This is a genomic window from Pseudomonas sp. LBUM1640 (assembly GCF_059716225.1).
Map to the genome: position 1 here is coordinate 3,935,888 of NZ_CP166816.1, position 14,211 is coordinate 3,950,098.

At 61.7% G+C, this 14,211-nt stretch carries 16 protein-coding genes; 4 read left to right on the forward strand and 12 right to left on the reverse strand.

Translation table 11 applies throughout. The features are described 5' to 3' along the window. Nucleotides 1-53: 53 nt before the first annotated feature. The 5 genes from ACA065_RS17485 to ACA065_RS17505 all read right to left on the reverse strand — a co-directional run bounded on the left by ACA065_RS17485 (nt 54) and on the right by ACA065_RS17505 (nt 6,440). Nucleotides 54-1,307, reverse strand: a complete 1,254-nt coding sequence (locus ACA065_RS17485) for an OprD family porin (protein ID WP_497690773.1) — start codon at nt 1,305-1,307, stop codon at nt 54-56. A 111-nt stretch (nt 1,308-1,418) separates the two neighbouring features. Further along, nucleotides 1,419-3,056: an ABC transporter ATP-binding protein gene (locus ACA065_RS17490; RefSeq protein ID WP_497690774.1), complete on the reverse strand. Its 1,638-nt coding sequence runs from the start codon at nt 3,054-3,056 to the stop codon at nt 1,419-1,421. A gap of 2 nt (nt 3,057-3,058) precedes the next feature. Continuing rightward, the gene (locus ACA065_RS17495) at nt 3,059-3,937 is read right to left on the reverse strand and encodes an ABC transporter permease (RefSeq protein ID WP_497690775.1); all 879 of its coding nucleotides are present in this window, start codon (nt 3,935-3,937) and stop codon (nt 3,059-3,061) included. Continuing rightward, nucleotides 3,934-4,875, reverse strand: coding sequence for an ABC transporter permease (locus tag ACA065_RS17500; RefSeq protein ID WP_197627823.1), 942 nt, complete (start codon nt 4,873-4,875; stop codon nt 3,934-3,936). The genes ACA065_RS17495 and ACA065_RS17500 overlap by 4 nt, the downstream gene beginning before the upstream one ends. 2 nt (nt 4,876-4,877) lie before the next feature. After that, nucleotides 4,878-6,440: an ABC transporter substrate-binding protein gene (locus tag ACA065_RS17505; RefSeq protein WP_497690776.1), complete on the reverse strand. Its 1,563-nt coding sequence runs from the start codon at nt 6,438-6,440 to the stop codon at nt 4,878-4,880. Between the two features lie 380 nt (nt 6,441-6,820). On the opposite strand from ACA065_RS17505, the gene ACA065_RS17510 reads away from it, so the two are divergent. Together ACA065_RS17510 and ACA065_RS17515 are read left to right on the forward strand one after the other, a co-directional pair. Beyond that, nucleotides 6,821-7,735 carry a LysR substrate-binding domain-containing protein gene (locus tag ACA065_RS17510; protein WP_197627821.1) on the forward strand — a complete coding sequence of 305 codons (915 nt, stop codon included), beginning with the start codon at nt 6,821-6,823 and terminating at the stop codon, nt 7,733-7,735. A gap of 24 nt (nt 7,736-7,759) precedes the next feature. Continuing rightward, nucleotides 7,760-9,190, forward strand: a complete 1,431-nt coding sequence (locus ACA065_RS17515; RefSeq protein WP_497690777.1) for a serine hydrolase domain-containing protein — start codon at nt 7,760-7,762, stop codon at nt 9,188-9,190. 374 nt (nt 9,191-9,564) lie between these two features. Here ACA065_RS17515 and ACA065_RS17520 read toward each other — a convergent pair whose 3' ends face one another. Genes ACA065_RS17520 through ACA065_RS17535 form a run of 4 tightly spaced genes read right to left on the reverse strand, consistent with a single transcriptional unit; the run spans nt 9,565 to nt 11,410 of the window. Next, complete coding sequence (locus tag ACA065_RS17520; RefSeq protein ID WP_497690778.1) at nt 9,565-10,059, reverse strand: periplasmic heavy metal sensor; 495 nt, start codon at nt 10,057-10,059, stop codon at nt 9,565-9,567. Continuing rightward, nucleotides 10,056-10,487 carry a hypothetical protein gene (locus ACA065_RS17525; protein WP_497690779.1) on the reverse strand — a complete coding sequence of 144 codons (432 nt, stop codon included), beginning with the start codon at nt 10,485-10,487 and terminating at the stop codon, nt 10,056-10,058. The genes ACA065_RS17520 and ACA065_RS17525 overlap by 4 nt, the downstream gene beginning before the upstream one ends. Then, nucleotides 10,484-11,062, reverse strand: coding sequence for an RNA polymerase sigma factor (locus ACA065_RS17530; protein ID WP_497690780.1), 579 nt, complete (start codon nt 11,060-11,062; stop codon nt 10,484-10,486). Before ACA065_RS17530 ends, ACA065_RS17525 begins: the two co-directional genes overlap by 4 nt. A gap of 36 nt (nt 11,063-11,098) precedes the next feature. Beyond that, a complete protein-coding gene (locus ACA065_RS17535; protein ID WP_497690781.1) occupies nt 11,099-11,410 on the reverse strand; it encodes a YXWGXW repeat-containing protein in 312 nt (103 codons plus the stop codon). Between the two features lie 223 nt (nt 11,411-11,633). Here ACA065_RS17535 and ACA065_RS17540 point away from each other — a divergent pair, with 223 nt between their 5' ends. Next, complete coding sequence (locus ACA065_RS17540) at nt 11,634-11,774, forward strand: hypothetical protein (protein WP_178119734.1); 141 nt, start codon at nt 11,634-11,636, stop codon at nt 11,772-11,774. Here the strand turns inward: ACA065_RS17540 and ACA065_RS17545 are convergent. Continuing rightward, complete coding sequence (locus ACA065_RS17545; RefSeq protein ID WP_497690782.1) at nt 11,771-12,019, reverse strand: DUF1652 domain-containing protein; 249 nt, start codon at nt 12,017-12,019, stop codon at nt 11,771-11,773. The two genes, ACA065_RS17540 and ACA065_RS17545, sit on opposite strands and share 4 nt — an antisense overlap. Nucleotides 12,020-12,265: 246 nt before the next feature. Here ACA065_RS17545 and ACA065_RS17550 point away from each other — a divergent pair, with 246 nt between their 5' ends. Continuing rightward, on the forward strand, nt 12,266-13,210 hold the full coding sequence (locus ACA065_RS17550; RefSeq protein ID WP_497690783.1) for a sensor domain-containing diguanylate cyclase: 945 nt from the start codon (nt 12,266-12,268) through the stop codon (nt 13,208-13,210). 265 nt (nt 13,211-13,475) lie between these two features. On the opposite strand, the gene ACA065_RS17555 is transcribed toward ACA065_RS17550, so the two are convergent. Together ACA065_RS17555 and ACA065_RS17560 are read right to left on the reverse strand one after the other, a co-directional pair. Further along, the gene (locus ACA065_RS17555) at nt 13,476-13,736 is read right to left on the reverse strand and encodes a hypothetical protein (RefSeq protein WP_497690784.1); all 261 of its coding nucleotides are present in this window, start codon (nt 13,734-13,736) and stop codon (nt 13,476-13,478) included. A 4-nt stretch (nt 13,737-13,740) separates the two neighbouring features. Then, nucleotides 13,741-14,187, reverse strand: a complete 447-nt coding sequence (locus ACA065_RS17560; protein WP_497690785.1) for a GNAT family N-acetyltransferase — start codon at nt 14,185-14,187, stop codon at nt 13,741-13,743. Between the last annotated feature and the right edge of the window lie 24 nt (nt 14,188-14,211).

A 14,211-nucleotide genomic window follows, 5' to 3' on the forward strand; every position in this document is an offset into this window, starting at 1 on the left:
GGTGTCGGCCATGACAACGCCATCGCGGGCAAGCCCGCTCCCACATTGAGCCGTTACCAGAGCGCCAGGGTGTACCCGAGCATCACGCGGTTCTCGTTCACATCATTGAAGTAGTTGCCCTTGCTCAGGGCGTTGCGCCAGCGCATCGACACGCCTTTGAACGTGCCGCTCTGCACCACATAACCCAGGTCCAGGTCGCGCTCCCACTCGCGGCCTTCGCGGTTGAAACCAAGTACCTCGGCCGAGTCACCCTTGGCGTACTTGATACCGAACAACAGCCCTGGCAAGCCCAGGTCGGCGAAGTTGTAGTCATAGCGAGCGTGCCAGGCACGCTCGCGGGTCTGGGTGAAGTTGCTGAACTGGTACTCGGTAAACAGGTAGCTGATCGAGCCGTCCAGGTAAGTAAACGGCGTGGTGCCGTACTGGCGCTGGTAACCGCCGCCGATGCTGTGGCCGCCGTACTGGTAGGTGAAGCGGGTGCTCAGTGCACTGTTGTCGACCTTGCCGGCCAGGCCTGCGCCGTCCTTGTCGGAGTTGAAGTAGCGCACATCGGTTTTCAGCGTGCCGCCGCCCAGGCCGAAGTTGTTCTTGAAGCCTACAAATTGCTGCTGGTAGATGCTGTCCAGCGCGGCATAGTGGTAGCTGAGCAAGGTGTTGGGCGTCAGCGAGTAATCACCTCCGGCAAAGCGAAACTTGTCGCTCAGGGCCGTACTTTTGTAGACCTTGCTGACGGTGGTCAGCTTCATGTCTTCGTAGTTGGTGGAGTCGCGGTCCTTGGCCTGGTCGATCTGCCCGAGGGTCAGCTTGAGGTTGCTGATGTCGTTGGACACCAGTTGCGTGCCACTGAACGACTGCGGGAACAGGCGGCTGGTGTTGGGTTGCAGGGTCGGTAAATCCGGCACCAGGTAGCCCACGCGCAGTTCGCTCTGGGCGAAACGCGCCTTGGCGGTCACGCCGAGTTTTGAGTAGTCATCGGGCACGTTTTTGTCGCTGTCACGCAGCAACAAACCCGTGCCCGACAAGCCTGGGCTGGAGTCGAGCTTGACGCCGAGCATGCCGGTCAAGTCCAGGCCGAAGCCCACGGTGCCTTCGGTAAACCCGGATTTGATCCCGAGGATGAAACCTTGGGCCCACTCCGCACGCATCGACTGCGATGCGCTTTCGCGGTAGTCACGGTTGAAGTAGTAGTTCTTCAATTCCAGCGTACCGCTGCTGTCCTTGATGAAGTCGGCCTGGGCGGCGAACGGGATCATCCCGCTGCTCACGACGCCTACGCCTGTGATGAGTTGAGTCAGGGATTTTTTCATTTTTTTAAGCTCCTGGCAGTCTGGGTTGGGGGTGTTTTTATTGTTCTTCGGGCATGGCTTCGCCGTTCGCGCACATCAGCGATGTGCGCGGCGGGCAACGTCAGTCCTGGGTTACAGCGCTAGCGGTACGGGGCCTTGGCGGATGCGATAACCACCGTTTTCAAGTTTCTCCAAAGGGCTGGCAGCGGCCAGCAGCTTGCGGGTGTAAGGGTGTTGCGGGCGGTCGAAGATCTCATCGCGCGCGCCCATTTCCACCACCCTGCCCTCGCTCATCACCGCCACCCGGTGCGCGATGCGCTCCACCGCCGCCAGGTCGTGGGAGATGAACAGGCAGGCAAAGCCGTACTGCGCCTGCAGGCGTTCGAACAGCTCGAGAATCTGCTTCTGGATGGTCATGTCCAACGCCGAGATCGGCTCGTCGGCAATCACCAGGCGTGGGTGGCGGACCAATGCGCGGCCAATCGCCACGCGCTGGCGCTGGCCACCGGAGAGCTGGTGCGGGAAGCGGTCGACAAACTGCTCGGCCAGGCCAATATCCAGCAGGGTTTTCGTCACCCGCTCACGCTGCTGCTCGGCGCTCATACCGGGCACGTGGCGCAAAGGTTCGGCGAGGATGTCGCCGATCTTCATGCGCGGGTCGAGGGACGAATACGGGTCCTGGAAAATCATCTGGCATTGCAGGCGATGTTCGCGATTGCCCGCCTTGAGAATGTCCACGCCTTCAAACTCGATGGCGCCGGCGCAGGCTTTATTCAGGCCGACAATCGCTCGGCCCAAGGTGGTTTTACCGGAGCCACTGCCGCCCACCAGCGCCAGGGTTTCACCCGGTGCGATGGTCAGGTTGGCCGAATGCACCACGCGCTTGAACTGGCTACGGCCCCAAAAGCTGCGCGGCCCGGGGTGTTCGATGCACACGTCCTTGACCGTCAGCAGCGGGCCATTGGCCTTGGGCAACGGCGCCAGCACTCCGCGGCGTGGCAGGGCTTCCAGCAGTTGCCGGGTGTACTCGGCCTTGGGCGCCAGCAGGATCTGTTCGATAGTGCCCTGCTCCACCGCGCGGCCTTCGCGCATCACCACCACTTTGTCGGCGTAGCGCGCCACCAGCGACAGGTCATGGCTGATAAACAAAATGGCGGTGCCTTGCTCGCGGGTGAGGTCGAGCATCAGCTTCAACACGTCCAGTTGCGCCAGGCAATCCAGCGCGGTGGTCGGCTCGTCGGCGATCAGCAGCGCCGGGCGCAGCAGCATCACCGAGGCGAGCATGATGCGTTGGCGCATGCCGCCTGAAAACTCGTGAGGGAATGCAGCCAGGCAGCGCTCGGCATCCTTGATGCCGATATGGCCGAGCATCTCCAGGCTGCGTTCGCGGATCTGCGCCTCGCTGAGCTTGGTGTGCAGGCGCAGGCCTTCGGCCATTTGCTCGCCGATGCTCATGGACGGGTTGAGCGAGACCATCGGTTCCTGGAACACCATGCCGATCTTGGCCCCGCGCAACTGCCGCAGTTGCTCGGGCTTGAGGCTGTTGAGGTCGTGGCCCTGGAACCGCACCTGGCCACCGCACTGCGCAAGCGGCGGTGGCAACAGGCCGATCGCGGCGCGGGCAGCCAACGTCTTGCCGCTGCCCGACTCGCCGACCAGCGCGACGATTTCGCCCGGCGCAATGGTAAAACTCAAGTCGTTGACCGCCAGCGGGCCGTGGGCGCCGACGCGGATTTTGAGGTGATCGACTGCCAGCAATACGTCGGTCATGGTTATTTACTCATCCGTGGATCAAGGCGGTCACGCAACGCGTCGCCACACAGGTTGAACGCCAGCAACGCCATGGCGATGCAGACCCCGGGAAACAGCCCCAGCCAGCTGGCCGTGGCGATATACGGCCGGCTGGCCGCGAGCATGTTGCCCCACGTAGCAGCCGGTGGCGGCACGCCCAGGCCCAGGAAGCTCAAGGCGCTTTCGGCGAGGATCGCCCAGCCGAACATGCTGGTGGCCAGCACACACACCGGCGCCACGCAGTTCGGTGCGATGTGGCGCAACATGGTGTACAGCTCGGAGTTGCCGATCACCCGCGAGGCTTCGACAAACTCCTTCTCGCGCAGCGACAACACCGTGCCGCGCACCACGCGCACCACCGACGGCGTGTAGGCCAGGCTCAGGGCGAAGACGATGCCATACAGGCTCGGGCCGATGATCGCCATCAAACCCAGCGCCAACAGGATGCCGGGGAACGCCAGCAGCGCGTCGTTGATCATCATCAGGCCGCGGTCGACCCAGCCGCGCAGGAACCCGGCGAGCAAGCCCAGGAACGTGCCGGCGACAATCGCCATGGTCACCGTCAACACACTCACCCACAGGCTGGTGTGCGCGCCGATCATCAAGCGGCTCATGACATCGCGGCCGTATTCATCAGTGCCCAGCCAGTGCGCGGCGGTGGGCGCCTGCAAACGCGCCAGCAGGTTCAGCGCCAACGGGTCATGGGGCGTCCACACCAGGCCCAGCACGGCCATGATCAACAGCAAGGCCAGCAAACTCACGCCGATCAGCGCGTTCAACGGCGGCACACGCCAGGCCCTGGGGGCACGCGCAGGTGCGGCCAGCAGCACCTCGGGAGCAACAGGAAGTGGCTTATTCATAACTTAACCCTGGGGTCGAAGAGCGGGTACAGCAGGTCCACCAACAGGTTGACCAGCACATAAACAAAGGTCACCAGCAGCAGGCAGCCTTGCAGCACCGGGTAGTCCCGGGCGTAGATGGCGTCGACCATCAGCCGGCCAATGCCCGGCAGGGTGAACACGGTTTCCAGCACCGCGATGCCGCTGAGCAGGTTGCCGAGGATCAGGCCGATCAAGGTCAGTGTCGGCGCAAACGAGTTGCGCAAGGCATGCCGCCACAGCACCGCACGCTCCGACAAACCTTTGGCCCGCGCATGGGTGATGTATTCCAGGCGCAGCACTTCAATCGCACTGGCACGCGCCATCCGGGTGATTGCGCCCAGTTCCACCAGGGTCAAGGTGACAATCGGCAGCACGATAAAACTCAAGGCCTGCCACGGCGATTGGCCGAACGACACGTAACCCACCACCGGCAACCAGCCGAGCTTGATGCCGAAGGCGTAGAGCAACAGCAGGCCAAGCCAGAAACTGGGGATCGACAGCAACAGGGTTGCGGTAGAGACCACGCCAAAATCCAGCGCGCTGTCCTGCTTCCACGCCGCCAGCAAGCCCGCCGGCACCGCGATCAAGGCCGCGAGCAGCACCGAGACCAGCACAATCCCGGCACTCACCTGAAAGCGGTCCAGAATCAGCGGCAGCACCGCCTCGTTGGTGGTGATCGAATGCCCGAGATCGCCGCTGAGCACCGCCTTGAGCCAGATCACAAACTGCACCGGCAACGGCTGGTCCAAGCCTAAAGATGCGCGTGCAACTTCCAGGCTATGCGCATCGGCCATATCGCCGAGCATCAGCAACGCAGGGTCACCCGGCACCAGTCGGATGATCGCGAACACCATCAGCGAGATCAGCAGCAAGGTCGGAATCGACATCGCCAGGCGTTGAGAGATAAAACGAAACATCCTCAGTTGCTCCCCAACGCTGGCACGCTGACGGTCCACAGACGCGGCTTGGACACCGGCCAGGTGCGCAGGCCCTTGACGTAGTCACGGCTGGCGGCAATCGCATTGCCGTTGTACATCGGGATCAGCGGCACGTCCTTGAGCATTTGCTGGTGCAATTGGTCGAACAGCGCCTGGCGTTTGCTGATGTCGCCTTCGCGCTGGGCTTCACGCAGCCAGTGCCGCGCCTCGGGGTTGTCCCAGACCTTGCGCGCTTCCTTGTCTTTGTCGCCGGTCATCGAGTCAAAACTCAGGGCCGGGTCGAGGCGCTCGGAATACGGGAACGCCATCATTTGATAGTTGCCGCTCTGGTAGCGCTCCAATTGCGTGCCCCACTCCAGGGTTTCCAGCTCCAGGTTGATGCCGCTGGCCTTGGCCATGGCCTGCACGAACACGCCCATGTCGAAGATCGCCGCGTAGCGTTTGTTGACGATCAACTTGATCGGCTCACCCTTGTAGCCGGCTTCGCGCAGCAGTTGCGCCGTTTTGGCCGGGTCAAAGGTGTAGCCCTGGTCTTCGACGGCGGTGTGGTAATGGCTGCCGCGCGCGACCATCGAATTGTTGGCCTTGGAGCGGCCACCGGTGAGGGCTTCGACGATTTGCGCCGAGTCCAGGGCGTGGGCAATGGCCTGGCGCAGGCGCACATCTTTAAGCAATGGGTCGCGGGTCTGGAACAGCAAGGCATTGACCGACATCGTACCGCTGGAGGACACGCGCACACCGGGGTTGGCGGCCAGTTCGGTGGCATCCATTGGCGTCACGTCAATCAGCAGGTCAACGTTTTTCGACAGCAACGCCGCCTTGGCCGCCGCCGGGTCGGGGATCACCAGCAGGCGCACACGGTCCAGCGTGGTGGTCTTGTTGCCGGTGTAGCCGTCAGGTTCTTTCTCGTCGCGGGCGCTGTAGTTGGCGTTGCGCAGCAGTTCGACGTATTGGCCGGGTTTCCACTCGCCCAATTTGAACGGCCCCGTGCCGATCGGCGCCTTCCAGCTGCCATCGGCGGCAACCGAGTCCGGCGACAGGATGCCGCTGCCACCGCACTCCGGCAGCGCGGTACTGGTGAGGAACAGGCCGTTGGGCTGGTCGAGGGTGAACACCACGGTCAGTGGGTCCGGCGCGCTCATGTCGACGATTTTGGCGCCACCATGCCCGTCGAATTCAGGTGCGCAGCGCCATTGGGTCTTGGGGTCGAGAAAACGCTTCCAGGTCCACAGTACGTCGGCGGAGGTCAGCGGCTTGCCGTTCTGGAACGTCACCCCGTCACGCAAGTGGAAGGTGTAGCGCAGGCCGTCGTCGGACACCTGCACGTCCTTGGCCAGCAGCGGGCCAACGGTCGCGTCTTCGCGAAACGCTACAAGCCCTTCGGTGATGTGCATGATCACCGCGTCAGAGTTGGTGTCGCGGTTTACACCGGGGTCGGTGCTGCGAATATCGGCGTTAAGCGCCACCTTCAAGACACTTTCAGCGTGGGCAGTGCCCATCAGCGCCGCAGACAAGGCGCCTGCCAGGATTAAAGTCTTGTTCATCAATAAATGCACCTTAAGTGATCCTTACGCTTGGGTTCGGACGCTGGCAGGACCCAAAACGAGGCACGGCCGAACACCTGAATAGTTGTTGTTGTTTTAGTCGCCGCTCACGGTCGGCGCATGTTCCTGGACCGATCTTATTCTTCACGCCGCACACTTGAGAAGAACGCTCCAGGTGATCAGGCTCGGTATTTCCGATCACCGGCAATGGCTGTGTCGCCCTGCCCCGAGCCTACCGAAAAATCGGGGGTTGAAGCTGTTTTCAGGTGATCATAAATAATGAACCTGATCGTTCAAACCGATCTGGGCGCACCTATAGTCATCAGATAAGCTGGCGGGCATTCAATGGTTTAAATGCGCCACACTCGAGGCAGGCCTTCATGACACTCACCCATCTTCGTGCGTTCTGTGCCGTGGTTGAAAAAGGCAGTTTCCGCTCTGCCGCGCGCCAGTTGGATGTGGCGCAAAGCACCTTGACCCAATCGATCCAAACCCTTGAGAAAGAACTCGGCGTGGTGCTGTTGCAACGCTCGAACCAAGGCATCAACCTGACGCCCGCCGGCGAGGTGTTCCTGGTGCGCGCGCGCTCCATCACCCTCGATTGCGAACGCGCCCTGCTCGACCTGCAACCCTGGAAAGGCGAACCCGAAGGGCATATCGCCCTGGGTGTGACTTCCGAACCGCTGGCCGAATTGCTGTTGCCGGTGTTGAGCAACTTCACCCAGCGCTTCCCGCGTATCCAGGTGCATGTGGCCAGCGGCACCACCAAAGGCCTGGTCGAGAAGGTGCGCGACGGCCGCCTGGACTTCGTGCTGTGCCCGTTGGCGCCGAATGTCACCGACATTGACCTGGCCATCGACCGCCTCTACAGCTCCAACGCCGGCATTATTGCGCGCAAGGGCCATCCGCTGGCCCAGGCCAAAACCGTGCAGGCGCTGGTGGACTGCCAGTGGATCAGCGTACGCCCGTCCGGCGTGGTCGGCGGCGCGGAAAACCGCCTGGTGGAGTTGTTTCGCACCCAGGGCCTGGCGCCGCCGAAAATTGCGATCACCACCGACTCGCTGCTGGAAACCCTGCACATCGTCTCCGAAACCGACTACCTGACCATCGAACCACGCATGCTGCCGGGGATGAAGCTGTTTTCCAGCGCCCTGACCACCATTGCCATCGAAGAACCGCTGGCGGCCCGCGATGTGTGCCTGATCAGCCGCCGTTCCTCGCCGCTGACCGGCGTCAGCCAGGAACTCACCAGCATGCTGATTTCCTATTCCCGGCTGGTGCATCGCAGCCGTTGATCTTCACTGTTCAAGAGCCTTTTCATGCCGCCAATTTCTTACGATGGATTACCCCGTACCCGCGCCAGCAGCATGGGCGTTGACCCCGATCAGGTGATCGCGTTTCTCGATGCCGTCAAGGCTGCCGGCCTCGACCTGCATGGCTTCATGCTGCACCGCCACGGCCACGTGGTTGCCGAAGGCTGGACCTGGCCGGTCGACCCCAACGAGCCACGCGTGCTGCATTCCATGGCCAAGAGCTTCACCGGCTGCGCCATTGGCCTGGCCATCGACGCCGGGCTGCTGAAGCTGGAGGATCGCCTGGTCAGCTTCTTCCCCGACGAAGTCCCCGCCGACGCCGACCCGCGCCTGGCCGACATGACCGTCGAGCACCTGCTGACCATGCGCACCGGCCACGCCAGCAACACTTCCGGCTCGGTCTGGCGCGGCATCACCAGCAGCTGGATTGCCGAGTTCTTCAAAATCCCCCTGGCCTACGCGCCCGGCACCGAATACGTCTACACCAGCGCGGCCAGCTACATGCTCTCGGCGCTGATCAACCGCGTCACCGGGCAAACCCTGCACGACTACCTCACGCCACGCCTGTTTGCGCCGCTGGAGATTCACAACCACGCCTGGGACATCGGCCCGGATGGCGTCAACCCCGGTGGCAACGGCCTGCGCGCGCCGGTGTCGGCGGTTTTGAAACTGGCGGTGTTGCACGCCCAGGACGGCATGTGGAACGGCCGGCAAGTCTTGCCCGCCGCCTGGGTCAAGGCTGCGACCCAACCCCAGGGCGGGCCGGACAGCCGCTACGGCTACCACTGGATGATGAAACCCAGCGGCGCCTTCAGCGCATTGGGCGTGTTTGTGCAAATGGCCGCCGTGTACCGCGAACACGGCGCCACACTGGTGCTGGTGGGCGGCATGAAGAACTCAGCAGAGATCATGCCGTTTATCGAGCGGCATTTCCCCGCGGCATTTAACGGCAGTGCAGCGCCTGAGGCGGATACGCGGTTGGAGGCTCGATTGGCAAACATGGCAGAGCGACCGCCGCTGGTATCGGCCTGTGCAGCGCCTGCCGATTCGAAACGGGTGTTTGCGGTGGCGGAAAACGGCTTGGGTGTGCGCGAGTTAGCGTTTGACTTTAAAGACGACGTGCTGACCTTCGAACTCACCGACGCCGAGACGACCCATCGCCTGGCGGTAGGCATCGACCATTGGCGCGCAGGCAGTACCAGCATGCCCGGCCGGGCGTTGCACCACGGCTATGCATTCAAGGACGCACAGATCGTCGCCGGCGCCCGCTGGCTGGATGCGAAGACCTTGGAGATGACCTGGATCTACCCGCAAACGGCGTTTCGTGATCGGGTGGTGTGTGTGTTTGAAGGGGATGGTGTGAGCGTTGCGCGCACGGTTAACGTCAACAGTGCGGGGCGCGAGCAGGAAGTGCTGGTAGGCACCACACACATCTAATGTGGGAGGGGGCTTGCCCCCGATGGCCATAGGTATCTACACAACTTTTTAATGGCTCCACGTTGACTCTTCTGGGGATGTGGTGGGTTTCAGAGAGGGCATCGCCGGCAAGCCAGCTCCCACAGAAAGGCGTAGCTGTAAAGTTGTTGGAGCCTTGCTCGGTCAAAAATGTGGGAGCGGGCTTGCTCGCGAATGCGGTGGGTCAGCCAATATATTCAGTGCCTGGCACACCGCTTTCGCGAGCAAGCCCGCTCCCACATTTAGATCTCCATGTATCAGGGAAACCACAATCTGCCCTCATAAAAGCGGCCTCGATAAAGCTCGACGGCTCCCACATTATTGGATCTCTTCAGTCTCGAAGACCGCCCCTTCCTTCAAGAGCGCGGTTTATTCCCCGCTACCTGGGGAAGTTTCTCGCGACTTTTGGCCTGCCCACGCTGGTACAACGCCTCAACCAGTTTCTGCCGCTCATCCTGCGGCAAATTGCTCGCAAACTGCGCCAGGGTCGTGTCCACCAACGCCCTAAGCGCAACGTCGGCCTCACGGGCCTTGGCCAGTTCCGCAACCAGCACCTCGCGGTCCAGGCTCGGCGCTTCCAGCTGCTTGATCACGCCCAAGCGCGCCTCGCGGCCAGCCATAATCAACGGCTGGCTGTCGGCACGGTTCTGGCGCAGCAATTGACGCAATTGCTTGCGGCGCTCCGCCGGCAATTTGATCATCGCCTGGCGCAAGCCGTGCTGGTTGACCACCGCTTCGGTTGGCTTGGCAGCGGCCATCCAGTGGTAGAGGCCGCCGCCCACGCCGCCGATCAAAAACACGTTAAGCAACACCGACACGAGCAACCACGGTTTAAGGGATTTGGGGGTCATTGCTCAGCTTCCTCGGCGTTGACGGTAAAGACGACGTCGGCATCGCCCTGATCGAAGACGCTGGGCAGCACGTCGGATGACAGCATCGGCAGCGGCACGCTCAGCGACGCCACCAGCACCCCGGCGGCGATGCCGGCAAGGCCAGCGCCGACCAGCCCGGCCGGTGACAGCCAGTTGGCATAGCGCGACCAGAACGACGCACGGCGCGGTGCGCAATCGCGAATCTGCCGCGCCAGCGCCGGGTCGGCAAATGCCAGCTGATGGCTGTCCAGCTGCGCATCGAGCCAACTGACCTCGCGCAACGCCTGGTGAGCGCTGGCGTTACCACTGTCGAGCAATGCCTGGGCCGGCGCCTGCTCGGCGATGGGCCAGCGATGCAAGCTGGCGCCGTAGGCGTCAGCCAGGTGCGCAAATCGTTCAGGTGTCATGGTGTTCCCCTTCCTGGGCGGGCGGGCCCGGGTGTGTCGGCAAGTTGGCTGCGCAACTGGCGTCGGGCCCGCGACAGCAGGCTCTCCAGTGCCTCGACGCTGATGTTCATCAGGGCCGCGGCGTCGATGTTCGACAGCTCCTGGTAGTACTGCAACACAATGGCTTCGCGCTGGCGCTCGGGCAAGGTTGCCAACGCGGCGGCCATCCTTGCACTGCGATCGGCGGTTTCCAACTGTTCATCAGGGGGCGGCGCGCTGTCCGCCAGCTCGACAACCTCGTCTTCGTTCAACGGGCGTTCCTTGCGCCGACGCAACCGGTCGTGGCACAGGTTGAGTGCCACGCGGTGCAGCCAGGTGTCGAAGCGCGCTTCGCCAGGCCGCCAGTTGGCTGCCTGACGCCAGATGCGCAGGAAACTTTCCTGGGCCACGTCCTTGGCCTCGTCGGCATCCCCGAGGATCCGACTGGCGAGCGCCAGCAAACGCGGGAGCTTGCGCGTCACCATTTCGTTGACGGCGGCAGGCTCGTTGTTGCTGATACGCGCCAGTAGCTCAACGTCCGGATCAGTGTCTTTCAATCGGGTGGTTCCCAATGCACTGGCTAAGGTTCAGGTTCAGCGGATCCAATGACCTTCGCGCCAGTACCAGTTCGGGCCACGGGATTCCCAGTGCCCAGGTTCCCAGCGGGCATTGCGCTGCACCGGCTGCCAGTGGCCCGGCACCCAGGCATAGGCGCCGCGTTCCCAGCGCCAGTGGCCACGGTCCCAGGCGTAACCTGGGCGTTCAGCGGGGATCATTTCGACGCGCTGCGCCGGTGGCGCCTGGCGGATGATTACTTCGGTCTGGGCAAAGGTCGGGGTGCTGACAAGCGCGGCGAACGCCAGCGGGATCAGCAAGGCGTAGCGCAATTTGGCCAGTGGGTTCATGGCAACTCCTTCATACGGCGGACGAAAGTGTTCGCTGCTGATGGGTTGAACGGTGGGGTAGGAAAAATCCGTCGCGAGAAATGTGAAATTTTTTCGACGGTGGTTAAGGCGAGTATTACTCAGGGGATGGCGGCGCTTGATGAAATGTTTGAAAGCAGTGCGACGGATTTGTGCAGGTGGCGGCGTTCAAGGCGTAACACCGCACACACCATGAGGAAATACCATGTCTCGTCGCCTGACTATGCTTGTTGCCGCCCTGCTCATTGCCAGCCTCAGCGGCTGTGTGATCCTGCCGGAACACCGGCATTGCTGCTGGCGCTACTATGGCGCGGTCTCCACGCCCAGCAGCACCGTCAACAGCTAACTGACTGCCGCAAAACCCCGACGCCCGGCGTTGATCTCGGTGCGCAATTCGCCAATAAGGTTTGCGATGGAACGGACGCTGTCCAGGCCTTGGGGCGACACCCGGGTCAGCAACAGGTCGACACGCCCGGACGCCGGTTCAAACACGCGGATGCGCAGCGAACCGTCACTGTTGAGGCTGCAATCACAGGACAGCGGCAGGAAGCCCACGGCCATGATGCGGTTAAGATCGGTGATCGACATCATGACAAGCCCCCGTCCCTGGGTTTTACCCTGTAGGTGTGATGCATCCAGCGTAGATAAGCTTTTGCCGGCCACTGAACAATTAATTCAAAAGTGCTACCTGTGCCGCATTTTGCCGCGCAAACGCTGGGGCGCTGACGCCAGAAACCCAGCACGCGACCTCTCGTCTGCTGCTGTGGCGAAGGCTTGACTCAAGGCGTGGTTCAAAAGACGCTCTTGGCTCTTTGCCATCACCGCGAGCCGCCCGCCATGAGCATCATTCCTCCGAGCCAGCCCGACAGTGACGTGTACAAAACGCTGCTGGAGTCGACCAAGGCCATTCCCTGGCGCATCGACTGGCAGACGATGACCTTCAGCTATATCGGCCCGCAGATCGAAGCGCTGTTGGGTTGGACCCCGCAAAGCTGGGTGAGCGTGGACGACTGGGTCGAACGCATGCACCCGGACGACCGCGAATACGTGGTGAATTTTTGCGTGTCGCAATCACGTGCCGGCGTGGATCACGAGGCCGATTACCGGGCGCTGACGGCCAACGGCGACTATGTGTGGATCCGCGATGTGGTGCATGTGGTGCGCAAAGGCGACGAGGTCGAAGCGTTGATCGGCTTCATGTTTGATATCAGTGAGCGCAAGAAGAACGAAGAGCACCTGATCCGCCTGCAGAAACAACTGGAGGAATATTCCTTCCAGGACGGCCTCACCGGCATTGCCAACCGCCGCATGTTCGACACCGTGCTGGAGCGTGAATGGGCCAGCGCCCAACGCAGCCAGTTGCCGCTGTCGTTGATCATCCTCGATATCGATTTTTTCAAGCAGTACAACGACCACTACGGCCATATCAAGGGCGATGAAGCCTTGCGCCAGGTGGCCCGCACCTTGTCGCTGGCGGCCAACCGGCCACGGGATTTCATCGCGCGTATCGGCGGCGAAGAGTTTGTGTGGTTGCTGCCGGAAACCGACGCGGCGTCTGCCCGGCAGGTGGCGCGGCGTTGCCTGCACCTGATTTGCCAGCAGCAGATCGAGCATGGCTTTTCAGCGGTCTCCAAGCTGCTGACCCTGAGCCTGGGGGTCGGTACGCATCTGGTGACACCCAACAGCGACATGCTGGGGTTTATCGAATCGGTCGATAAGTTGCTGTACCAGGCCAAACGTAATGGCCGAATGCGCGCAGAATTTGCCGATAGTGAAGTTTGACGCCGAGGTCAAATTCCAGGCAAAAAAAATCCCAAGTAGCTGATGGAAACTTGGGATTTAAAAATGCATAAACCGTGGGAGGTGAACGCCCGGCTATAGTACCGATTGGAAAAAGCTGTAACAAGATTAATTTAATCCTTTCGTCGGATTAAAAGCGTCGTAAGTCATTCAATAACCACACCTTTTTTAAGGTAGACGAGCGTACAAGTGCCACTTTTTGGTGCAAGTAGCGCTTATATTTCCTTATATTAAAAATGGTTATTGATTAAAGCGGTGCGGCACTGTTAGACGACTGCCCGTTTAATTGCCGGCACGTATCGCGAAGTTCCAGACTGTTTGACGACGCCGCACTGGCCACGCGCTCCACTTGCCTGCAAAGCGCCAAACGCTCGGCCGCCGCGACCCGCTCCCGATCGACCTGGGCATTGAGCCGTACGAAATAGCCGCCCAGTAATACCGCGACGCACAGAACCCCGAGCGCGAAGTAGCGAAAGCTGTAGGACGAAGGGGCTTCTGGTGGGTTCATGGCATTAAGGCACCCTGCTCTTCTCGTAACGAACGTCGTCACCCTCAGCCCGGTCAACCTTCGACCAGCCCAGCCGCTGGTAAAACCCGTTGGCGCGGATTTCGTCACGGCCATCGGTGATCAGAAACACGGTTTCATGCTGTTCAAACAAGGCCTTTTCAGCCACCGCCATCAAGCGCCGGCCCAAGCCACGGCCTTCGTAGCCAGGCTGCACGAACATCGCAAACACCTCGCCTGCGGCCAGGTCGACCATGCAGAAGGCCGCAGGCTGGCCCTCCACCTCGGCGATCCACACACACGGCGCTTGGCGAATGCTGTGCGCCAACACCTGCGGGGTAATCCCCAGGTCGGTCATCTGTTCGCGGCTCAGATGGTTTTGCACCACCGAGGTGCGGATAGCGAAGAGCGTGTCGATATCGTCCAGCGTCGCCACGCGTATAAGCGTTTGCATACGGGCCTCCTGTTGAAGGATGCA